The organism is Flavonifractor sp. DFI.6.63, assembly GCF_024462255.1.
Taxonomy (GTDB): domain Bacteria; phylum Bacillota; class Clostridia; order Oscillospirales; family Oscillospiraceae; genus Lawsonibacter_A; species Lawsonibacter_A hominis.
Map to the genome: position 1 here is coordinate 124,674 of NZ_JANGBE010000002.1, position 21,696 is coordinate 146,369.

21 protein-coding genes are annotated in these 21,696 nt (G+C 63.1%); 17 read left to right on the plus strand and 4 right to left on the minus strand.

From position 1 onward, the window contains the following. Nucleotides 1–28 precede the first annotated feature (28 nt). The 3 genes from dprA (at nucleotide 29) to trmFO (ending at nucleotide 4,938) form a co-directional block, all read left to right on the plus strand. Complete coding sequence (dprA, locus tag NE547_RS01555) at nucleotides 29–1,249, plus strand: DNA-processing protein DprA (protein WP_256174562.1); 1,221 nt, start codon at nucleotides 29–31, stop codon at nucleotides 1,247–1,249. Nucleotides 1,250–1,317: 68 nt separating this feature from the next. Then, the gene (gene topA, locus NE547_RS01560; RefSeq protein WP_256174563.1) at nucleotides 1,318–3,591 is read left to right on the plus strand and encodes a type I DNA topoisomerase; all 2,274 of its coding nucleotides are present in this window, start codon (nucleotides 1,318–1,320) and stop codon (nucleotides 3,589–3,591) included. Between the two features lie 42 nt (nucleotides 3,592–3,633). Beyond that, entirely contained in the window at nucleotides 3,634–4,938 is a 1,305-nt protein-coding gene (trmFO, locus tag NE547_RS01565) for a methylenetetrahydrofolate--tRNA-(uracil(54)-C(5))-methyltransferase (FADH(2)-oxidizing) TrmFO (RefSeq protein WP_186906113.1), read from the plus strand. A gap of 87 nt (nucleotides 4,939–5,025) precedes the next feature. On the opposite strand, the gene NE547_RS01570 is transcribed toward trmFO, so the two are convergent. Further along, complete coding sequence (locus NE547_RS01570; protein WP_256174564.1) at nucleotides 5,026–5,226, minus strand: hypothetical protein; 201 nt, start codon at nucleotides 5,224–5,226, stop codon at nucleotides 5,026–5,028. Between the two features lie 145 nt (nucleotides 5,227–5,371). Here NE547_RS01570 and NE547_RS01575 point away from each other — a divergent pair, with 145 nt between their 5' ends. From NE547_RS01575 to NE547_RS01595, 5 genes are all read left to right on the plus strand, one after another. Next, nucleotides 5,372–5,515 carry a helix-turn-helix transcriptional regulator gene (locus NE547_RS01575; protein ID WP_243204623.1) on the plus strand — a complete coding sequence of 48 codons (144 nt, stop codon included), beginning with the start codon at nucleotides 5,372–5,374 and terminating at the stop codon, nucleotides 5,513–5,515. Nucleotides 5,516–5,680: 165 nt separating this feature from the next. Next, entirely contained in the window at nucleotides 5,681–6,718 is a 1,038-nt protein-coding gene (gene plsX / locus NE547_RS01580; protein ID WP_186906111.1) for a phosphate acyltransferase PlsX, read from the plus strand. A 93-nt stretch (nucleotides 6,719–6,811) separates the two neighbouring features. Further along, complete coding sequence (acpP, locus tag NE547_RS01585) at nucleotides 6,812–7,045, plus strand: acyl carrier protein (RefSeq protein ID WP_186906110.1); 234 nt, start codon at nucleotides 6,812–6,814, stop codon at nucleotides 7,043–7,045. Nucleotides 7,046–7,110: 65 nt separating this feature from the next. Then, entirely contained in the window at nucleotides 7,111–7,782 is a 672-nt protein-coding gene (gene rnc, locus NE547_RS01590; RefSeq protein ID WP_186906109.1) for a ribonuclease III, read from the plus strand. A gap of 287 nt (nucleotides 7,783–8,069) precedes the next feature. Further along, nucleotides 8,070–8,423 carry a Spx/MgsR family RNA polymerase-binding regulatory protein gene (locus NE547_RS01595; RefSeq protein ID WP_256174565.1) on the plus strand — a complete coding sequence of 118 codons (354 nt, stop codon included), beginning with the start codon at nucleotides 8,070–8,072 and terminating at the stop codon, nucleotides 8,421–8,423. A 53-nt stretch (nucleotides 8,424–8,476) separates the two neighbouring features. Here the strand turns inward: NE547_RS01595 and NE547_RS01600 are convergent, their stop codons facing one another. After that, a complete protein-coding gene (locus NE547_RS01600; protein WP_186906107.1) occupies nucleotides 8,477–9,412 on the minus strand; it encodes an alpha/beta hydrolase in 936 nt (311 codons plus the stop codon). Nucleotides 9,413–9,517: 105 nt separating this feature from the next. Here NE547_RS01600 and pepT point away from each other — a divergent pair, with 105 nt between their 5' ends. Further along, nucleotides 9,518–10,735: a peptidase T gene (gene pepT, locus NE547_RS01605; protein WP_369807581.1), complete on the plus strand. Its 1,218-nt coding sequence runs from the start codon at nucleotides 9,518–9,520 to the stop codon at nucleotides 10,733–10,735. A 63-nt stretch (nucleotides 10,736–10,798) separates the two neighbouring features. On the opposite strand, the gene NE547_RS01610 is transcribed toward pepT, so the two are convergent. Both NE547_RS01610 and NE547_RS01615 read right to left on the minus strand, forming a co-directional pair. Further along, nucleotides 10,799–11,461, minus strand: coding sequence for a GDSL-type esterase/lipase family protein (locus NE547_RS01610; protein WP_256174566.1), 663 nt, complete (start codon nucleotides 11,459–11,461; stop codon nucleotides 10,799–10,801). 10 nt (nucleotides 11,462–11,471) lie between these two features. After that, nucleotides 11,472–12,854 (minus strand): ROK family protein, encoded by a 1,383-nt coding sequence (locus tag NE547_RS01615; RefSeq protein WP_186906104.1) that lies wholly within the window; start codon nucleotides 12,852–12,854, stop codon nucleotides 11,472–11,474. A 185-nt stretch (nucleotides 12,855–13,039) separates the two neighbouring features. Between NE547_RS01615 and NE547_RS01620 the strand changes: the two genes are divergently transcribed. From NE547_RS01620 to nagA, 8 genes are all read left to right on the plus strand, one after another. Then, entirely contained in the window at nucleotides 13,040–14,245 is a 1,206-nt protein-coding gene (locus tag NE547_RS01620; protein WP_256174567.1) for an AGE family epimerase/isomerase, read from the plus strand. Between the two features lie 11 nt (nucleotides 14,246–14,256). Continuing rightward, nucleotides 14,257–15,111, plus strand: coding sequence for a MurR/RpiR family transcriptional regulator (locus NE547_RS01625; RefSeq protein WP_186906102.1), 855 nt, complete (start codon nucleotides 14,257–14,259; stop codon nucleotides 15,109–15,111). A 159-nt stretch (nucleotides 15,112–15,270) separates the two neighbouring features. Then, nucleotides 15,271–16,641, plus strand: a complete 1,371-nt coding sequence (locus tag NE547_RS01630) for an ABC transporter substrate-binding protein (RefSeq protein WP_186906101.1) — start codon at nucleotides 15,271–15,273, stop codon at nucleotides 16,639–16,641. 209 nt (nucleotides 16,642–16,850) lie between these two features. After that, nucleotides 16,851–17,732 carry a carbohydrate ABC transporter permease gene (locus NE547_RS01635; protein ID WP_186906354.1) on the plus strand — a complete coding sequence of 294 codons (882 nt, stop codon included), beginning with the start codon at nucleotides 16,851–16,853 and terminating at the stop codon, nucleotides 17,730–17,732. A gap of 15 nt (nucleotides 17,733–17,747) precedes the next feature. After that, nucleotides 17,748–18,671, plus strand: coding sequence for a carbohydrate ABC transporter permease (locus NE547_RS01640; RefSeq protein ID WP_186906100.1), 924 nt, complete (start codon nucleotides 17,748–17,750; stop codon nucleotides 18,669–18,671). A gap of 79 nt (nucleotides 18,672–18,750) precedes the next feature. Next, nucleotides 18,751–19,656 carry a dihydrodipicolinate synthase family protein gene (locus NE547_RS01645; protein ID WP_186906099.1) on the plus strand — a complete coding sequence of 302 codons (906 nt, stop codon included), beginning with the start codon at nucleotides 18,751–18,753 and terminating at the stop codon, nucleotides 19,654–19,656. Between the two features lie 104 nt (nucleotides 19,657–19,760). Next, the gene (gene nagB, locus NE547_RS01650) at nucleotides 19,761–20,513 is read left to right on the plus strand and encodes a glucosamine-6-phosphate deaminase (protein ID WP_256174568.1); all 753 of its coding nucleotides are present in this window, start codon (nucleotides 19,761–19,763) and stop codon (nucleotides 20,511–20,513) included. Then, entirely contained in the window at nucleotides 20,504–21,631 is a 1,128-nt protein-coding gene (nagA, locus tag NE547_RS01655) for an N-acetylglucosamine-6-phosphate deacetylase (RefSeq protein WP_256174569.1), read from the plus strand. The genes nagB and nagA overlap by 10 nt, the downstream gene beginning before the upstream one ends. Nucleotides 21,632–21,696: the final 65 nt, after the last annotated feature.

Genomic DNA, 21,696 nt, shown 5'->3' on the forward strand with positions numbered 1-21,696 from the left:
CGGAAAGCAACGAAGGAGGTGCGGCCGGATGGCGGCATTGCAGTATCTGCTTTGGCTCACGACCCGGCCCTATCTCCGGCCGGAACGGGCCGCGGCGCTGTTGGAGCAGTTCGGCAGTGCGGAGGCGGCTTATTTTGCCGACCCCTCGGAGTACGACCTGCTGGGCCTGCCCGGCGGATTGAAAAAAGCGCTGCGGGACAAGAACCTGGACCGGACGGAACAGATCCTGGCCGACTGTGACCGGCAGGGGATCTGGCTTTTGACCTGTCAGGACGCGGCTTACCCGGAGCGGCTGCTCCAGATCGGGGATTATCCTCTGGTGCTCTATGGCCGGGGAAGGCAGTTCCGCTTTGATGAGGAACTGGCCATCGGTATGGTGGGCGCGCGCAAGTGTACCCCCTACGGGCAGGCCATGGCAGGCCGCCTGGGGCTGGAACTGGCCCGGGCGGGCGCGCTGGTGGTCTCGGGCATCGCCCAGGGGATCGATACGGCTTCTCTGCGGGGCGCGCTTCAGGGGGGCGGGCAGGTCGTCTCCGTGCTGGGCAACGGGGTGGACGTGGTCTATCCCGCCCAGAATCAGTGGCTCTATGAGGATGTGGCCGCCGCCGGGGCGCTGATCTCGGAATTTCCGCCGGGTACCGGTGTGGAGGGCTGGCACTTCCCCGTCCGCAACCGCATCATCAGCGGGTTGTCCCTGGGCGTGGTGGCGGTGGAGGCCTCCGAGGAGCGCAGTGGCACCCTGGTCACCGCCCGCAGGGCCCTGGACCAGAGCCGGGACGTATTCGCCGTCCCCGGACCGGCGGACGCCCCCATGAGCGCGGGCACCAACTCCCTCATCTCCAGAGGAGAGGCCAAGCTGGTGCGCTCGGCCCGGGACATCCTGGCGGAATATGAAGCCAGTTTTCCCCATAAACTGCACGGGAGCGTCCCGCTGACCCGGGAGGAGGCGGCGCAGCGGCTGTCCGCCGCTCCCGATGCGGCGAGGGAGCCGGAAGCCGCCCCGGCGGAGGAAGCGGCGCAGGGGCTGCCGGCGGCGCCCCGGTCCGCGCTGGACGCCATGGGGGATGAGCAGCGGGAGATCTTCTGGCTGCTGAGCGAACACACGCTGGTCCCCGACGAGATCGTGGGGCGCACCGAGATCCCGGCCCGGCGGGTGAATACCGCCCTGACCCTTCTCCAGGCCGGGGGCTATATCAAAGAACTTCCGGGCAAGCGGTTCACGGCTGCCGTCCGCTTTGCGGAAGACTAGAGGAGCCGACGTCGGACCGGCCCCAATCCCAAATGGACCGGCAAGGTCGGATAAAGGAGCATACAGTTGTGGCGAAATCGAATCTGGTGATCGTGGAGTCTCCGGCAAAGGCCAAGACCATCGGTAAATATCTGGGCCCCGGGTATGAGGTCAAGGCCTCCATGGGCCATGTGCGGGATCTGCCGAAAAGCAAGATCGGCGTGGATGTGGAGCGCGGCTTCGCGCTGGATTACCAGCCCATCAAGGGCAAGGAAGAGGTCATCGACGACCTGAAAAAGAGCGCCAAGAAAAGTGAAAAAGTCTTTCTGGCCACCGACCCGGACCGGGAAGGCGAGGCCATTTCCTGGCATCTTAAGGAGATGCTGGGACTGAGCGATGAGAAGACCTACCGGGTGACCTTCAATGAGATCACCAAAAAGGTGGTGGGGGACTCCATCGCCCATCCCCGGGCGCTGGACATGGATCTGGTCAACGCCCAGCAGGCGCGGCGGGTGCTGGACCGGCTGGTGGGCTACCAGATCTCGCCTCTGCTGTGGAAAAAGATCCGCCGGGGCCTGTCGGCCGGGCGGGTGCAGTCGGTGGCTACCCGGCTGGTGTGCGAGCGGGAAGCGGAGATCCGCGCCTTTGTGCCCCAGGAATACTGGTCCCTGGACGTGGAACTGGAGCGCGTGGCGCCCAATCTGGGCCGGTTCAAGGCCGCCTTTTACGGCCGGGACAAGAAGATGGAACTGAACAGCGAGGACGCGGTCACGGCCGTGGCCCAGGCGGTCCAGGCCGCGCCTTTTACCGTGCGCGGCGTCAAGCGGCAGGACAAACAGCGCAACCCGGCGCCCCCCTTCATCACTTCCACCCTTCAGCAGGAGGCCTCCCGCAAGCTGAACATGACGCCCCGGCGGACCATGTCCGTCGCCCAGCAGCTCTATGAGGGCGTGGATCTGGAGGGGGAGGGCACCGTGGGCCTGATCACCTATATGCGTACCGACTCCCTGCGCCTGTCCGACGAGGCGACCGCCGCCGCACGGGACTTTATTCTGGCCCGGTATGGTTCGGATTACTATCCCGGCAAGCCGCGGGTCTACAAGACCAAGTCCGGCGCCCAGGACGCTCACGAGGCCATCCGGCCCTCCGACGTGCGCCTGACGCCCGAGGATATCCGAAAGGACCTGACGGCCGAGCAGTACCGGCTCTACAAGCTGATCTGGAGCCGCTTTTTGGCCTGCCAGATGGCAAGCGCCGTGTACGACAGCGTCGCCATCGAGGTGGAGAGCGCCGGCTACACCTTCCGGGCCAACCATTCCGCCCTCAAGTTTTCCGGCTATACCGCCGTGTACGTGGAGGGAAGAGATGAAGACGAGGAGGCGCCGCAGTCCCCCCTGCCCGACCTGCGGGAGGGGGAAGGACTCAGGCTGCTCAAAAGCGACCGGGAGCAGCACTTCACCCAGCCGCCCACCCGGTATACCGAGGCCACCCTGGTCAAGGCGCTGGAGGAGAAGGGGATCGGCCGCCCGTCCACCTACGCGCCCACCATCTCCACCATCATGGACCGCGAGTACGTGGTCAAGGAGGGCAAATACCTGCGCACCACCCCGCTGGGGGAGGTGGTCACGGGTTTGATGAAGGATAAGTTCACCGACATCGTGGACACCGCCTTTACCGCTCACATGGAGGAGCAGCTGGACGAGGTGGAGGCCGGGAAGGTGGACTGGAAGAGCCTGCTGTCCCAATTTTACGGCGGCTTTGAACAGGAACTCAAAAAGGCGGAGCAGGACCTGGACGGGGAGCGCATCAAGGTCCCCGACGAGGTGTCCGACGTGATCTGTCCCAAGTGCGGGCGCAATCTGGTGTATAAGTCCGGACGGTTCGGGCGCTTTTTGGCCTGCCCCGGCTGGCCGGAATGCGACCACACCCAGCCCATCGTCATCGAGATGCCCGGCAAGTGTCCCAAATGCGGGGGCCGCATCCTGAAAAAGACCTCCAAGCGGGGCTATGCCTATTACGGCTGCGAGTTCAACTCCAGTAAGGATGAGGCGAAGAAGTGCGACTTCATGACCTGGGACGTACCGGTGAAGGAGAATTGCCCCGCGTGCGGCCAGACCCTGTTCAAAAAGTCGGGCCGGGGCTTTAAGAAGCCCTTCTGCATCAACCCCGCGTGCCCCAATTTCCTGCCCGAGGACCAGCGGGGCTATAAGAAGAAGACCGCCGAGGCCGCGGAGAGCCCCGCGGAAGGCGCGCCTCCCCGGGAGGAGAAGAAGCCGCCCGCAAAAACGGCCGCCCGCAAAACGCCGGCCAAAGCGAAGGCGGCGGCCAAAAAGCCCGCCGCCCGGACGAAAAAAGAGGCCTGACGCAGCCCGGCGCGGATGCCGGGCAAGGCCAAAGGAGAACACATGGAACCAGTCATCGTGATCGGCGCGGGCCTGGCGGGGTCCGAAGCCGCCTGGCAGCTGGCCTGGCGGGGCTTCCCCGTGGAGCTGCGCGAGATGAAGCCCGCCCAAATGACCCCTGCCCATCATACCCCCTGGTTTGGAGAGCTGGTCTGCTCCAATTCCCTGCGCTCCGACCAGCTGGAAAATGCGGTGGGCCTTTTGAAGGAGGAGCTGCGGCGGATGGGCTCCCTGATCCTCGCCTGTGCCGACGCGCACCGGGTGGAGGCGGGCGGGGCCCTGGCGGTGGACCGCCACGGCTTTGCCCGGTCCGTTACCGAGAAGATCCGCAGCCATCCGCTGATCCGCGTGGCACAGGGGGAGGTCACCGCCCTGCCTCCGGAGGGGAACGTGATCGTGGCCTCCGGGCCCCTCACCTCCGACCCGCTGGCCCAGGCCATCCGGGACTTCTTCCCAGAGAGCCATTACCTCAACTTCTTCGACGCCGCCGCCCCCCTGGTCACCTTTGAGAGCGTGGATATGGACAGCGCCTTTTTTGCCTCCCGCTACGACAGGGGCACCCCGGACTACATCAACTGCCCCATGACGGAGGAGGAGTACGATGCGTTCTGGACCGAGCTGTGCGCCGCCCGTGAGGCGGAGGTCCACGGGTTTGAGGACAGCGGCGTCTTTGAAGGCTGCATGCCCGTGGAGGTGATGGCACGGCGGGGCAAGCAGACCCTGTGCTACGGCCCCCTGAAGCCCCGTGGCCTCCGGGACCCGAAGACGGGGCGGGAGCCCTTCGCCGTGGTGCAGCTGCGCCGGGACAACGCCGACGGCACGATCTACAACCTGGTGGGCTTCCAGACCCACCTGAAATGGCCGGAGCAGAAGCGGGTGTTCTCCATGATCCCCGCCCTGAGAAACGCCGAGTTCGTCCGCTACGGCGTCATGCACCGCAACACCTATCTGGACTCCCCCCGGCTGCTGGACCGGTACTACCGGGTGAAGAAGCAACCGCGCATCTGCTTCGCCGGGCAGATCACCGGCGTGGAGGGGTATGTGGAGTCCACCGCCTCCGGCTTCCTAGCGGCGGTGGAGCTGGCCCGGCGGCTGGAAGGCAGGCCCCCGGTGGATTTCCCACCGGAGACCGCCGTGGGGGCCCTGGCGCTCTATGTGAGCAATGAAAGCGTCACGGACTTCCAACCCATGAACGTGAATTTCGGCATTATTCCGCCCCTTGGCTACCGGGTCAAGGGCAAGCGGAACAAGAACGCCGAGCTGTCCCGGCGAGCCCTGGAGGCGCTGGATGGCCTGGATTGGCGGTAGGCCGCCCCGCTTGCCCTGCGGGCGGGAGCAAGGCGCATCCCCCAGAGGCGCTGGACAAGCCGGGCGTTTGAGGATAAAATGGAACGGTCACGATCCGGCGGAGAACGACTCCCCCAGCAGCCGGCCTGCCAGACGGAAGCCGTGGCGGAAACAGGCTTCTTCCTCCAGCGCGTATTGGGCGGAGAACGGGTCCATCAGCTCGTCGGCCTGTTTGCTCTCCAGCCGGTCCAGATAGGCGATGAGACGCTGTCGGCCTTCCGGCCAGCCGGAGAGGGAACGGTAACCCAATGCGCCGCGCTCCTGTTCCAGCAGAAAGAGTTCGGGAAGAAGAGAAGTCATATAATCAACCCAATAAAACCGTGATATCAATATACGCGGGTTTATTGGGCATACCAAGAGGCGAATTGCTCTGTACCGCAACGAATTGTTTGGCTTGCGCCTGCGAAAGGTTCGAAATCATGCAGGAGAGACACAGAAAACGCTGGCTGAATTGCTTGGAGTGTCCCCCAATCAAATGGGTGAAATGGAAAATGGGGGAGGGGGCAACCACCTTGGCACGACTTGCCCTGCCCTGTGAGCATTATAACGTTACCGCGGATTATCTCCTGGGGCTGACGGATGAACCACGCGCCTTGAAGCTGTGACGGCCCGCGCCCGGAACCGCCCCGCGGAGGGGGGATGCGGCCGTCCGCCGAAGGCGCGTCTCCGGAACGGACCAAGACAAACGAAAGAGGGAAGTTGCATGAAGATCATCGTAGACGCCATGGGCGGGGACAACGCGCCCGTCTCCAACGTGCGGGGCGCGCTGAGCGCCGTGCGGGAACTGGGGGTAGAGGTCGTCCTGGTCGGCCGTGGGGAGGAAATCCTGAAGGTACTCAAGGAAGACGGCGTGGACGATCTGCCCCCCGGCGTGGAGATCGCCCATGCCTCCGAGGTGGTGGAGATGTGCGACAATCCGGCCACCGCCTTCAAGGAAAAGAAGGACTCCTCCCTGACCGTGGGCCTCAACCTGCTGAAGAACGGGGCCGCCGACGCGTTTGTTTCCGCAGGCAGCACCGGGGCCATCCTGTCGGCAGCCACCCTGCTGGTTAAGCGGATCCGCGGGATCCGCCGGGCGGCCCTGGCCCCGGTGGTGCCTACCGGGGCGGGGGGCGCGGTACTCATCGACTGCGGCGCCACCGCCGAGTGCACGCCGGAGTATCTCCTGCAATTCGCGTTTATGGGCTCTTACTACGCCGAGCGGGTATTGGGGCGGCCCGAGCCCAAGGTGGGCCTGCTGAACATCGGCGTGGAGGAGTCCAAGGGCATGGACCTGCAGCGGGAGGCCTACGCCCTGCTCAAGCAGGCGGGCGAGGCGGGGCGCATCCACTTCGTGGGCAACGTGGAGGCCCGCGAGGCGGTCTACGGCGCGGCGGACGTGATCGTCACCGACGGCTACTCCGGCAATATTTTCCTCAAGACCATGGAAGGGACCGGCGGATTTTTGGCCAGGCAGCTCAAGGCCATGTTCCGAAAGAGCCTGCTGACCAAGCTCGCCGCCCTGATGGTCTCCGGCGGGCTGAAGCAGTTCAAAAAGCTGATGGACGCGGGCGAGGTGGGCGGCACCGCGCTGGTGGGCATTTCCAAGCCGGTCATCAAGGCCCACGGCTCCTCCGACGACTTCGCCATCAAGAACGCCATCCGGCAGGCGGCCGCGTTCGCTTCGGCCGGCATCATCGAGGATATTACCGAAAACATCGGGCATATGCGCCTTCCCGTAGGCGGAATGGAAAAAATTTGACTTTCCTATTGACAGGCTGTGGAATCTTGCCTATTATCATAGTGCAATGACGACGCCGCCAGTGCCGGCGGAAGCGATAGGAGTAGATGAGTAATGATCTTTGAGAAAATCGCCTCGATCCTGGCAGAGCAGTTCGGTATCGAACAGGATGAGATCACTATGGACACCAGCTTTGAGGACCTGGGGGCCGATTCCCTGGACGTGGTGGAGCTCACCATGGCTCTGGAGGAGGAGTTCGGCATCGGTGAGATGGAGGAGGAGGATCTGTCCGGCATCTCCACCGTGAGCGACCTGGTCCGCTATGTGAGCGACAAGCTGGAGGATTGAACAGAGAATGGGCAGAAGCCCCGCTGCAGAGCGGGGCTTCTGCTTTCGAGGAAAGAGGGACACGCATGGAAGCCTTGGAAGAAAAGCTGGGCTATCAGTTTGAACAACCGGCGCTGCTGGAAAACGCCCTGACCCACAGCTCCTACGCCAACGAGAGCCGGGACCGGGAGATGCAGAGCAACGAGCGGCTGGAATTTTTGGGAGATTCCGTGCTGGGCATGGTGGTGGCCGACTACCTTTACCGCGCCCACCCGGACCTGCCTGAGGGAGACTTGACCCGGACCCGCGCGGCCCTGGTATGCGAAGGCAGCCTGGTAGAGGTGGCCCAGCAGTTGGGGCTTGGCGCTTATCTGAAGCTCGGGAAGGGAGAGGACGCCGGCGGCGGCCGCACCCGGCCCTCCATCCTGGCCGACGCGGTGGAGGCCGTGCTGGCCGCTGTGTACCTGGATGGGGGCATCGGCTCCGCCCGCAAGATCATCCGCCGGTTCATCCTGGACCGGGAGGAGGAAAAAGGGGCCAGCCGGGACTATAAGACGGCCCTGCAGGAGATGGTGCAGCGGGAGAGCGGTCAGGTGCTGACCTACCGCCTCACCGGCGCGGAAGGGCCGGACCATGCCAAGGTCTTCTCCATGGAGGTGGACCTGAACGGCGCTACCGTAGGCCAGGGCAAGGGCCACAGCAAAAAAGAGGCGGAGCAGAACGCCGCGCGCGCGGCGATCGAAGCGCTGAACCGGTGAGGGGCGTTCGCTTCGCCGCCTCCGGGCGTAAGCAGGCCGCCGCATAAGCCGAGCACCGGCGCTTTGCCGGGCAAATCCCCTGGGTGAATGGTCCCGATCGGACCGGGAGAAGGCGAGCTGGGGCAGGATGCCGGGCGGATTCCCTGCGCAGCCGTTGACGGCTTTGCCGTCTTGCGGATGCGGCGTACCCCTTGCGGCCCTTCCGCCCCCACGCAGGAAAAGGGGGGCGCCCAGGATGCCGGGCAGCCCGGGGCGGCCGCGATGACACAGAACAAGGAGGAAACGGTATGCTGTTTGTCTGCTATCCCAAATGCAGCACCTGTCAAAAAGCCAAGGCTTGGCTGGAGGAGCGGGGCCTGTCCTTTGAACTGCGGGATATCAAGCAGGAGCGTCCGACGGCGGAGGAGCTGCGCCGCTGGCACGCCATAAGCGCCCTGCCCCTGAAACGTTTTTTCAACACCAGCGGCCTGCAGTATAAAGCGCTGGGGCTCAAGGACCGTCTGGGCGGCATGGGCGAGGAAGAGCAGCTGGCCCTGCTGGCCGCCGACGGGATGCTGGTCAAGCGCCCCATCCTGGTGGGAGAAGACTTCGTGCTGGTGGGATTCCGCCAGGCGGAGTGGGAGACGCGGCTGGGCGGATAAGGCGCAGCAAAACAGCGGGGGAGGACGGCAGTTTGCCATCCTCCCCCGCTGTTTCAGGGCATATGCGCCTCCAGCCAGGCCAAAGTATCCGCGAATACCTGCTCCTTGTTGGGCTCGTTGAGCATCTCATGCCGCCCGCCGGGGTAGAGCGTTACGGTCACATCCCGGACGCCATACTGGCGGAACAGGTTCGCCACCTTCCGCACGCCCGCGCCGGAAGCCCCCACCGGGTCTTTGTCCCCGGCGAAGAAATAGACCGGCGTATCCGGGTCCATACGGCGGAGATGCTCCGGTTTCACCAGCAGCTGAAGCCCCACCATCATGTCGTGATACATCCCCACGGTGGGCAGAAACCGGCACAGCGGATCCTGTACATAGGCGTCTACCACCGCTTCGTCTGTGCAGATCCAGTCGGCGCCGGTGCGGTTGGGCGAAAATTGCCGGTTGTACGCCCCGACGGACAGGGCGTTGAGCAGCCGGCTGCTGGCGCGGCTCCCCCGGAGCCTGCAGAGCAGCGCGGACAGGACGCGGCCGGCCGCCACGGTGGCGGCGGACTCCTGCCCGGTGCCCGACAGGATGGCCCCATCCACCGTGCCGGGATAAAACATCAGATATCCACGGGTGACAAACGAGCCCATGGAATGGCCCAGGATAAAATAGGGCAGGCCGGGATACGCCTCCCCGGCCAGCTGCCGCAGGGTGTGCGTATCTTTGAGCACGTATTTCCAGCCGTCCCGTTCCGCAAACCAGCCGTATTCCTCCCGCCCCTTGGCCGTGCGGCCGTGTCCCAGGTGATCATGACCGACCACCGCAAAGCCGTGATCGGTCAGATAGCGGGCAAAGGGGGCATAACGGCCGATATATTCCGAAATACCGTGAACCAGCTGGACGACAGCACGGGGCGCGCCCTCATCCGGCAGCCACCAGACGGCGCCCACCGAATGGGTCCCATCGCTGGAGGGAAACGTAAATTCCCGCATGGTTGCCATAGTCAAACCGCTCCTTTTATGATAAAATAAAAAAGTCCCTCTTAGTTTATTCCAACACCGCGCTCCCGTCAAGGGACAGAGGGGTAGACGGAAGAAAGGTTGATCGTGATGAATGCTATTGACCGTTTTATGAAGTATATCCGCTTTGACACCCAGTCCGACGAGGAGAGCGATACCTGCCCCTCCACCGGAAAGCAAAAGGTACTGGGCGCCGCCCTGGCGGAAGAACTGGGGCAGCTGGGGCTGCATAACGCCCACATGGACGAATACGGCTATGTCTACGGCTGGCTGCCCGCCAGCGTGGGGTACGAGGGGGTGCCGTGCATGGGCCTGATCGCCCACATGGACACCGCGCCCGGCGTCTCCGGCGCGGGGGTAAGGGCCCGCATCGTGCATTACGAGGGAGGCGATATCGTCCTCAACGAAGAGAAGGGCATCGTCATGTCTGCCTCGGAATTCGAGAGCCTGGCCAAATACAAGGGACAAGACCTGATCGTCACCGACGGCACCACCCTGCTGGGGGCCGACGATAAGGCGGGCGTGGCGGAGATCTTTGCCGCCGTGGAGTACCTGCTCCAGCATCCGGAGATCCCACATGGACGCATTGCCGTGGCCGTTACCCCCGACGAAGAGGTGGGCCAGGGGGCTGATCACTTCGATGTGGAGGGCTTCGGCGCGGCGGTGGCGTATACCGTGGACGGCGGCGAGCTGGGCGAGCTGGAGTATGAAAATTTCAACGCCGCCTCCGCCCGTGTGAGCATTCACGGCGTGAACATCCATCCGGGGTCCGCCAAAAACAAGATGAAAAACGCCCTGCTCCTTGCCGTGGAGCTGGCGAATATGCTCCCACCGGCGGAGACGCCCGCCCATACCGAGGGCTACGAGGGCTTTTACCACTTGACTGCACTGAGCGGCGATGAAAGCGGGGCCGAGCTGCGCCTCATCGTCCGGGACCACGACCGCACGGCATTTGAGGCGCGCAAGGACTACCTTCGGCGCCTGAGCGCCTATCTCAACGACAAGTACGGCGCCGGCACGGTGGAGCTGGAGCTGAGCGACAGCTATTATAACATGCGGGAGCAGATCGAGCCCCATATGTATCTGATCCACCGGGCGCGGGCCGCGATGGAAGCGGCGGGGGTGACGCCGGTGGAGGTGCCCATCCGGGGCGGCACCGACGGGGCCCGGCTGAGCTATATGGGCCTGCCATGCCCCAACCTGTGTACCGGCGGCGTGAATTTCCACGGCGTCCACGAATATATCCCGGCCGGCGCGCTGGAGACCATGACGCAAGTACTGGTGAATCTGGTAAAAGCGGAATAAGCGGACGCCCCGGCGGCCCATTGGGCCGCCGGGGCGTCCGCTTATTCCGGCAATTGCGCGCGTCTACAGCAGGGTGGGGACGGTCTCCGCCAGGGCGGCGGCCAGGGCCGCGTGGCTGCGGCGGGTCAGATGCATGAAGTCAATTTGATTGTACGCGCAGCCCAGCGCGGCGGCGTCCAGAAAATGGCATCCGGTCCCGCCTGCCACCGCACGGAACTGTCCCGGCAGCCGTTGGGACTTTTCCACCGCGCCCGCGCCCATCTCCTGGGCGACGGGGGAGCGCTCCACCCGGGGGTCGATGGGCAGCGGGGCGATAACCAGGATATTGGGCGTGCCGCCGGGACCCCAGCAGTCTACCGTCTGGGCCTTCCGGACCAGACGGCGCAGCCCAAGGCCGATGGCGTAAGCGTTGGCGCCCAGCCGCTGTTTGGTGTCGTTGGTGCCCAGCATGACGATCAGCAGGCTCACCGGCTCGTGGCTTTTCAGACAGGGGTAGAGGTAATCCAGGGCGGACAGGTGCTCATAGAGCGGGTCGTCAAACACGGTGGTGCGGCCGGAAAGGCCCTCTTCCGCCACCAGGTAGTCCTCCCCGAGCTTCTTTTGGAGCAGGCAGGTCCACCGCTCCTCTTCGTTGAAGCGCTGGAGGGCCCCGTCGGCACAGTCGGCGGGATCGGCGCAGTAGCCGTGCGTGTTGGAATCCCCCAGACAGACGATATGCTTCTTCATGTTCCGGCCCTCACCGGCCCAGCTCGGGCAGAGAGGCGGCCGCCACGGACTGGCCGACCCGGCGGGACTTCTCGTCCGGGAGGGTGGGGCAGATCTGCCGTGCGATCTCAGGATATTCCTCCGCCAGGACCTTCTTGGCGGTGTCCAGGATGAGATCGCCGCCCCGGCCGGACATGACCCGGCCCAGCAGCAGCACGTGCCTGAAGCGGTAGAAGTGGTGGTACAGGGCCAGGGAGTGGCCCAGATACACGCCGATGGAGCGGTAAATCGCCTCGGCAGGGGAGCCGGGCACATCCATCAGCTTTTGGACCTCCTTGAGCTTCTCGGCGGGGGAGAGCTTCTCGGAGAGATTGATCCCAGCCGCGGGCGCCAGCTTGATGACCGCGTCCTGGGAAAAATACTTCACGCCGCAGCCGATGTCGCCCGACCACTCGTCCCGCATGGCGGCGGGGGAGGCGTCCACGGGGACGAAGGCCAGCTCGTTGAGCCAGCCGGTGATGCGGCCTTCCGGGTCCACATAGCCCACAGCCTCGCTGGTGCCCATGGCGATGCCCAGCACATTGTTTTCGCCCAGGTTCATGGCTCCCGCCAGGGCGGACACGTCGCCGTCGTTGCATACGGCGTAGGGCACGTCCCCAAAGGTGTCGCGGATGGCGCGGATATAGATGTCCTTCACCTTGGCGTCAAAGGCGTCCTTGGGGACCTGCAGGAACAGGGAGGCGTTCATGGTGCGGTTGTCGATATACACCCCGGCGGAGGAAACGCCCACCGCGTCCACCCGGGGCATATGCTCCGCGGCGGACTTGAGGGCGGAGACGATGCCGTCATAGTGATAGTCCGGATCGGAATTGATCTTGGGGAACCAGACCACCTCCTCGGAGAAGACCGGCTCGCCGTCGACGACGGCGGACACCTTCCGGTCGGACCCGCCCGCGTCGAAGCCGATGCGGCAGCCCTCCAGGTGGCGGCCGATGGCTTTGGGGTCGCCCTTTTCCGCGGGGATCTGATCGCAGTAGACCACCTCGAAGGGATGCTCGAACACATTGGCCATGTAGTCGAAGTCGAACGCCTGCTGGCCGCCGGGGCAGTAGATCTGCTGCATTTTGGCGCAGATTTCCCGGTCTCCGCTGATATAGACCCGGAAGCCGCCGTAAAGCCACAGCATGGTTTTGATGATGCGCTCCACGTAGTAGCAGTCGGCCTGCGCCCGCTCCGGGGTGCCGTGGATGAAGGTGCGGTAGACGGCCACCTGACCCTGCGAACGTTCTACCGCCAGCGCCAGAGGCTTTTTGGCGTCCGTTCGGAACGCCGCGTTGAATTTGCCCAGGGGGAGAAAGCCGGGGTCCAGTTCCGGTACGTGCTGCACGGGGACTTCGATGCCCAGATGATTCATAAAAAGCCCTCCTGTCGGTTGGTTTTGAAAATTCCTTCGCTTATATGCTATCCGTTTTTTTGGAACTGTCAAGCGCTTTTTCAAGTTTTTGAAAATTATTTTCAGAATCTGCTTGACGATGACCAGTGGCGCGGTTATGATGAGGGCAGAACGGAAGCTTACGGAAAGGAAAGGTGGAATTGATTATGGATACTGCACGGCTGCAGGGCCATCGGAAGTGGATCAGGGAGGAGCTGGAGCGCTGTGTGGCGTTCTGGCTGGAACATGGTATGGACCCGGTCAACGGCGGCGTATACACTTGCCTGGATCGGACGGGAGAGGTCTTTTCCACCGACAAGAGCGTCTGGATGCAGGGGCGTTGCGGCTGGATTTTCTCCTATCTGTGCCATCTGTACGGCGTGAAGGACGAGTGGCTTGCGGCCAGCAAGAGCTGCATCGACTTTCTGGAGGAGCACTGCGTCAACCACGACGCGGCCGGGCGGCTGTATTTCACCGTTACCGCAGAGGGAAAGCCCCTGCGCCAGCGCCGCTACTGCTTCTCCGAGGCGTTTTACGCCCTGGCCAACGCGGAATATTACGGCGTTACCGGCCGGCGGGAGCACCTGGAGCGCGCCCGCCGGGCCTACGACCTGTATTGGGACCTGAACCACGGAATGGCCGACCCCACCGGCCTGGGGCCCAAGACCATCCCCGAGACCCGCACCGGACGCGCCTTCGGCATCCCCATGATCCTTCTGAACGTCACCGGCGTGCTGCTGCGGGTGGACCCGGAGCGCAAGGCGCTGTACGAGGAGCGTTCCGCCCGGTGTGTGGATGAGATCTTCCGGTATCACGTCAAGCCGGAGCTGAAGTGTGTGCTGGAGAACGTGGCCCAGGACGGCGCCGCCCGCCTCTACTACACCGAAGGGCGCATCGTCAACCCCGGCCACGATATCGAGGGCGTCTGGTTCCTGCTGGAGCACGCCAAGCGGACCGGCGACCGGGAGCTGGTCCAAAAGGCGGCACAGATCTTCGACTGGGCCATCGAGGCCGGCTGGGACAAGGAGTACGGCGGACTGCTCTACTTCATCGACTGTCTGGGCAAGCCGCCCGAGGCCTATGAGCACGATATGAAACTCTGGTGGCCCCACGACGAGATCCTGATCGCCTCGCTGATGCTCTATCGGGATACCGGGGAGCAGCGGTATCTGGATTGGTTTGAGAGGACCCTGGACTACTGCAAGGAGCATTTTGCCGATCCTGCCTATGGGGAGTGGTACGGCTACCTGCGCCGGGACGGCAAGCCCACCCAGCCGCCCTGCAAGGGCAGCACCTTCAAGGGGCCCTTCCATCTGCCGCGGATGCTGAGTATGTGCGACCAGATGCTCTCGGAGCTTCTGGCGGATGCATGAGGGGAGCGCCTATGCCCTACGGAAACGTATTTGCAAAGATCAATAACGAATATTACCAGCTGACCGGCGCAGAAAAGAAAGTGGCCGACTACGCGGTGGCCCATCAGCAGAAGACCCAGTATATGTCCATCTCCGAGCTGGCGGAAGAGGCGGGCGTGGCGGAGGCCACCATCTCCCGCTTCTGCCGGCGGCTGGGCTATAAGGGCTATAACGCGTTCAAACTGGCGGTGGCCAACTCCACCGCCGGACGCAGCGAGCTCAACCCCCTCTCAGGGGAGGTCCTGCCCGAGGATACCATCGCGGACCTGTGCCAGAAGATCTATGCCGCGAATGTGGACGCTATGACGCAGACGCTGGGGCTGCTTCGCCCGGAGGCCGTCCGGGCCGCGGCGTCCCTGATGATGGGGGCGGACAAGGTGCTGTGCATGGGCCAGGGCGGCTCCATGATCCTGGCCCAGGAGGCGGCCCATCTGTTCGCCACCGCCCTGCCCAACTTTTTCCCGGTGGTGGATTCCCATATCCAGGCGATGCTGACCGCCCAGCTCACCCGGCGGGACGTGGTGCTCTACTTCTCCTATTCCGGCTCCACCAAGGAGCTGCTGGACAATCTGAAGATCGCGCGGGAACGGGGGGCTGGGGTTATCCTGATCACCCGCTTCCCCAAGTCGCCCGGCGCGGCCTACGCCGATGTGGTGCTCCAGTGCGGCTCCCATGAGGGGCCGTTCCAGGGCGGCTCTGTGGCCGCCCGGATTGCGCAGCTCTATGTGGTGGACGTGCTCTTCAGCGAGCTTTGCCGCCGGGATCTGGAGGGGTGCCGGGAGCGGAGGGAACTGGTGGCCGAGGTGCTTTCGGATAAGCACATCTGACGAAATCAGACGGGAATTGAAAAAAATTTGCAAAATTAAAAATTAGATAAAATTTTTTTCAAATTTCTGTTGACAAACGCAGCGAGGGATTATACAATCTACCCAACAGGACGCCGCACCGGGCGTTCGAAATTTGTAGAAACTGAAGGAGGACCTATAATGAAGAAGACCCATCGGATTCTTGCTCTCTTGCTGAGCCTGTGCCTGGTCGTTTCGTTGGCCGCCTGCTCCGGCGGTACCGGCGCCGGCACGCCTGAGACCAGCGCGCCCGAGACCTCCGCCCCGGAAACGGCGGCTCCTTCGACCGGCGACGCCACCAGCATTTCGCTGTGGGTGTACCCCGTCGGCGGCTGGGGCGACGAAACCAAGGTCAAGGCCCTGACCGACGCATTCACCGCCGAGACCGGCATCTCCGTCAAGGTGGAGTACCTGGCCTATGCCGACGGCGACGACAAGGTCAACACCGCCATCACGGCCGGCAACCAGCCCGACCTGATCCTGGAAGGCCCTGAGCGCCTGGTGGCCAACTGGGGCGCCAACGGCTATCTGGTGGATCTGGCCGACATGCTGGACGACACCGACAAGAGCGAGATCATCCCCGCGGCCCTTGCCCCCTGTATCAACGCCGAGGGCAAGATGTACGAGTACCCCATGTGCATGACCGCCCACTGCATGGCCATCAATCTGGACGCCTTTAAGGCCGCCGGCGCTGACCAGTACATCGATCTGGAGACCCGCACCTGGAGCACCGACAACTTCATCAAGGCCGTCGAGGCCCTGTATGCCGAATTCGGCAGCACCGTGGGCGCCGTGTACTGCGGCGGCCAGGGTGGCGACCAGGGCACCCGTGCGCTCATCAACAACATGTACGGCGGCACCTTCACCAACGCCGACCACACCGCCTATACCTGGGACGACCCCAAGAACATCCAGGCGATCGAGCAGCTGCTGTCCATGGACGGCATCGCCTTTGACGCCTCCCTCCAGGGCGGCGACGAGATCGCCAAGTTCTATCAGGGCGCTCTGAAGATGGCGTTTTGCTGGAACAGCGCCCAGCAGCTCAACCCCAACAACGCCGATACCGGCGAGGGCAAGACCGTCACCGGCGAAGAGATCGTCTACATGAACTTCCCCACCGCTGACGGCTCTCCCGCCGAACTGTGCGGCGGCATCTGGGGCTTTGGTATCTTCGACAAGGGCGACGCCGCCAAGATCGAGGCCGCCAAGAAATTTATCAAGTTCATGTGTGACTCCCCCAGCACCGCCGATGCCGTGTCTACCTCCACCTTCTTCGCGGCCCGCACCTCCGCCGAGGGCACCGACCTGACCAAGCTGTTCGACAACGAGATGATGAATGATTACGCCGCTCTGATGCTCCCCAACCTGGGCGACTACTACAACGTCATCAAGGGCTGGGCCGCCGCCCGTACCGAGTGGTGGAACATGCTCCAGGAAATCGGCAACGGCGATGATATGACCGAGACCATCGCCACTCACATGGCAAATGCCAATGCCGCTGCCGCCGGCTGAGATCCAGTCAAACGGTAAGTGACCTGATTCGCAAACGGGTTCGCGCGCCCCTTCCCCGCCCCGCGCGGGGAAGGGGCGTGTCTTTTCCTCCCGGATGGGGCTATGCATGGACGGCCCGGTTCCGCCGGGCCTTCGGTGCGTACCCCCACCCATAAATCCACTTCGAGAGAGAGGAGCGGTCTATTTTGGCCAAACAGCCCCAAACCACGATGAGCCGGGCATTGGTACGCCGGGAGACCATCTCCGGTTATCTGTTTCTGCTGCCCAGCCTGATCTTTTTCCTGGGATTTGTTATCATCCCCATGGTCATTTGTATCTTCAACAGCTTTACCAACGCCAATATGCACCCTGGCGACGTCCAATTCGTGGGACTGAAAAACTTTATCGATCTGTGGCAGGACGTGACCTTTCTGAAGGCCTTGAAGAATACCTTCCTGATCGTCATCGTGTCCGTGCCGACGGTGTGTGCGTTCTCCCTGTGGGTGGCCTCGGCCATCTATAAGCTGAAGGGCCCCGTGCTCTCCGCGTTCCGCTGCATCTTCTACCTGCCCGTGGTCACCGGCTCCGTGGCCGTCACCGTGGTGTGGAAGTGGATGTACGACAACTATAACGGCATCTTCAACCAGATTTTGAAAGGCGTCGGAGCGGATACCATCAACTGGCTGGGCGATTCCCGGTTTGCCATCTGGTGCATCATCCTGATCCTGTTTACCACCTCGGTGGGCCAGCCCATCGTCCTCTACGTCTCCGCCCTGGGCAACGTGGATCAGTCCCTGGTGGAGGCGGCCCAGGTGGACGGGGCCAATCATTTCCAGGTCTTCTGGCGGGTCAAGTGGGCCCAGATGATGCCCACCACCCTCTACATCCTGGTCATCACCACCATCAATTCCTTCCAGTGTTTCGCCCTGATCCAGCTGCTGACCCAGGGCGGCTCCGACACCAACACGGTCATGTTCTATATCTACTGGACCGCCTTCAAGCTGACGGAGCAGGCGGGCCACTTCGGCTATGCCAACGCCATGGGCGTGGTGCTGGCCATCTTCATCGGCCTGCTGTCCGCCGTTCAGTTCCGGCTGGCCAAAGAGAAGTAAGGGGGGAGCGGAGTAATGAAAATCGGATCCGGGCGCACCAAGGCCTATCGGATCGCCAGCATCCTTATCCTCATCGTGCTGGCGCTGTTGTTCCTGTTCCCGCTCTATTGGATTGTCACCGGTTCGTTTAAGTCCGCCCAGGACATCTATGCCGCGGAACCAAAGCTGTTTCCCACCGAGTGGGTGACCACTAACTTTGAAAAGCTGTTTGCCAAGCGCTCTGCTCCTCTGTGGGAACTGCACGTCCCCTTCGCGCAGGACGCAAACGGCGATCCCCTGGTGTTTTCCACCGGCCCCATCGTACCAGGCGCCATCCGCTGGCTGGTGAATACGGTGTTTATGTCGGTCATGGCCATGATCCTCACCTGCATCACCGCCGCCATGGCGGGCTACGCATTGGCCAAGAAGCGCTTTGTGGGCCGTACGCTGTTGTTCTCCCTGATCGTATGCGCCATGGCCCTGCCCAAGCAGGTCATCCTCATTCCGCTGATCAAGGAGATGGCCGCGCTCAACCTCGTCAACAGTCTGTGGGCCGTGATCTTCCCAACGGTGGGCTGGCCCTTCGGCGTGTTCCTGATGAAGCAGTTCTGCGAGGGCATCCCGGGAGAGATTCTGGAGGCCGCCCGCGTGGACGGCGCCAATGAGGCGAAGACCTTCATCACGATCGTCCTGCCCATGGTCAAGCCGGGCATCGGCGCACTGGCGATCTTCACCTTCATCAACTCCTGGAACGACTACTTTATGCAGCTGGTCATGCTGTCCAGCAATTCCAACTTCACCATCTCCCTGGGCATTGCGACCCTGCAGGCGGAGACCACTGTGGATATGGGACTTTTGATGGCGGGAGCCGCGCTGGCCGCCATTCCCATCATCATCGTGTTCCTCATCTTCCAGAAGTATTTTACCAAGGGGATCACGATGGGCGCGGTGAAGGGCTGAGATGTGGAGAAACGTGCTTGAGTACTTGCATCTTGATGATGAATGTTGTACAATATCCAATGAGAGAAGGATCATTATAATGAGCGATTTGAAGAAATACAGCGGCGTGATCCCGGCGTTTTACGCCTGTTACGACGACCAGGGGACCGTTTCCCCTCAGCGGGTGCAGGAATTGACCCGTTATCTCATCGAAAAGGGCGTCAACGGCCTGTACGTAGGCGGCTCCTCCGGCGAATGCATTTACCAGAGCGTTGACGAGCGCAAGACGGTGCTGGAGAACGTGATGGCCCAGGCCAAAGGAAAGATCGCGGTCATCGCCCACGTGGCCTGCAACAATACTGCGGACAGCCGGATACTGGCCGCCCATGCCGAAGGCCTGGGGGTGGACGCGATCGCCTCCATCCCGCCCATCTACTTCCACCTGCCCGAGTACGCCATCGCCCAGTACTGGAACGATATCTCCGCCGCCGCGCCCAATACGGATTTTATCATCTATAATATCCCCCAGCTGGCCGGCGTGGCATTGACCCCGTCCCTGCTGCGGGAGATGAAGAAGAATCCCCGGGTCATCGGCGTAAAGAATTCCTCCATGCCTGCCCAGGATATCCAGATGTGGCGGGACGAGGGCGTCATCGTCTTCAACGGCCCCGACGAGCAGTATGTCTCCGGCCTGGCCATGGGGGCCTGCGCCGGGATCGGCGGCACCTATGCCGTCATGCCGGAGCTCTTCCTGAAGGTATATGACTGCTTCCGCAAGGGCGAGATGGAGACCGCGCGCCAGATTCAGAACGAGATCTGCCGCATCATTTACAAGATGTGCTCCGCCCACGGCAATCTGTACGCCGTAATGAAGGCCATCCTGGACCAAAACGGGGTGCACTGCGGCAGCGTCCGCAAGCCGCTGCCCGCGCTCGCCGGCAGCGATGCCGCCGTGGTGGACGAGGCCGCGGCCATGATCGCCGCAGCCGTCAAAACCTACTGCTGATCCCCCGTGCAAGCGCCCAAGGGCGGGCGCAGGATGCGCCCGCCCTCTTTTTCTAAAAATACCGGGCTGCCTTCTGCGCCCGAGTGACTGAGGTGTCGATCGACATGCGCATCTATCAGGCAGAAACCTATCAGGCCATGAGCCGCCGGGCGGCCAATATCATCTCCGCCCAGGTCATTTATAAGCCGGACTGTGTGCTGGGACTGGCCACCGGGGGAACCCCCGTGGGCACTTACCAGCAGTTGGTGGAGTGGTTTCAGAAGGGCGATCTGAGCTTTGCAGAGGTTCGCTCCGTGAATCTGGATGAGTATCTGGGCCTGTCCCCCCATCATGAGCAGAGCTACCGCTATTTCATGCAGACCAACCTGTTTGACCATATCGATATCAAGCCGGAAAATACCCATGTGCTCAGCGGACTGGCCAAAGACCCGGCCGTCGAGTGCGCCGCTTACAACAAGCTCATCCGGGATCTGGGCGGGATCGACCTGCAGCTGTTGGGTATGGGGCGCAACGGGCATATCGCATTCAACGAGCCGGGGGACGACTTCGGCCTGGAGACCCACATGGTCAGCCTGACGGAGAACACCATCGAGGCCAACGCCCGCTTCTTTGCCAGCCGGGATGAGGTACCGCGCCATGCCCTGAGCATGGGGATCAAGAACATCATGAACGCCCGGCGCATCCTCATCGTCGTCAACGGCGAGGAAAAGGCGGAAGCGGTGTACCAGGCGTTCTGCGGCCCCGTTACCAAGCAGGTGCCCGCCTCCGTGCTGCAGCTGCACCCCGACGTGACGCTGGTGGGCGACAAGGCTGCGCTGCACAAGCTGGCTGAGGCGGGTGAGACGATATGCGGATAACCGGCGGTCAGGTCTTTGATCTGCATGAGGGCTTTCTCCGGCGGGATGTGTGCTTCGACGGGCGGCTCCTTTCCGACTCCAGCAGCGACGGCAAGATCTACGACGCCGCAGGCTGCTATGTGATCCCGGGCCTGACCGACCTGCACTTCCATGGCTGCAAGGGTCAGGACTTCTCCGACGGTGACGCCGGGGGCCTGGAGACCATGGCAAAGTACGAGCTTTCCAGGGGGGTGACCCAGATCTGTCCCGCGGGCATGACCCTGCTGGAGGATCAGCTGATCCGGATCTGCCGGGTAGCGGCCGCCCATCGGGAGGCCGACCGGCCCGGCGCGGCCCTGTGCGGGGTGAACCTGGAAGGGCCCTTCCTGTCCCGGGCCAAAAAGGGCGCCCAAAACGGCGACTGGCTGCGCGATCCCGATCCGGCGCTGCTGCGGCGGCTGCTGACGGAGTCCAAGGGGCTGGTGAAGCTGGTGTCGGTGGCCCCGGAACTGCCCGGCGCCATGGAATTCATCGAAGCGGTGGAGGAGATCGTCACGGTCTCCCTGGCGCATACGACCGCGGATTATGATACCGCCATGGAGGCCTTTCGGCTGGGCGCCCGGCAGGTGACCCACCTGTTCAACGCCATGCCGCCCTTTTCCCACCGCGCCCCCGGCGTAGTGGGTGCGGCGCTGGATACGCCGGGCTGTATGGTGGAGCTGATCTGTGACGGCATACACATCCACCCGGCAGTGGTGCGCTCGGTGTTTAAAATGTTCGGCGAGCAGCGCGTGATCCTCATTTCCGACTCCATGCGGGCGGCCGGTATGCCGGACGGGCAATATACTCTGGGCGGACAGGATGTGACCGTGAAGGGCAAGCTCGCTACGCTGGCGGACGGCACCATCGCCGGTTCGGTCACCGACCTGATGGGATGTCTGAAAACCGCCGTATCCTTTGGGATCCCGCTGCATGCCGCGGTGCGCGCCGCGGCGGTCAATCCGGCCCGCGCCATCGGCATTTACAGCCGGTGCGGCAGCCTGGAGCCTGGCAAGCGAGCCAATGTAGTCATTCTGGATGAACGTCTGGAGCTCAAGGATGTCTTCTTCCGCGGCGAACTGGTCCGCGGTGAAGGATAGAGACCCCCATAAAAAGGCATCCCATTTCTACTCCATTTCAATAGAAATGGGGGAGCCGTAAAAAA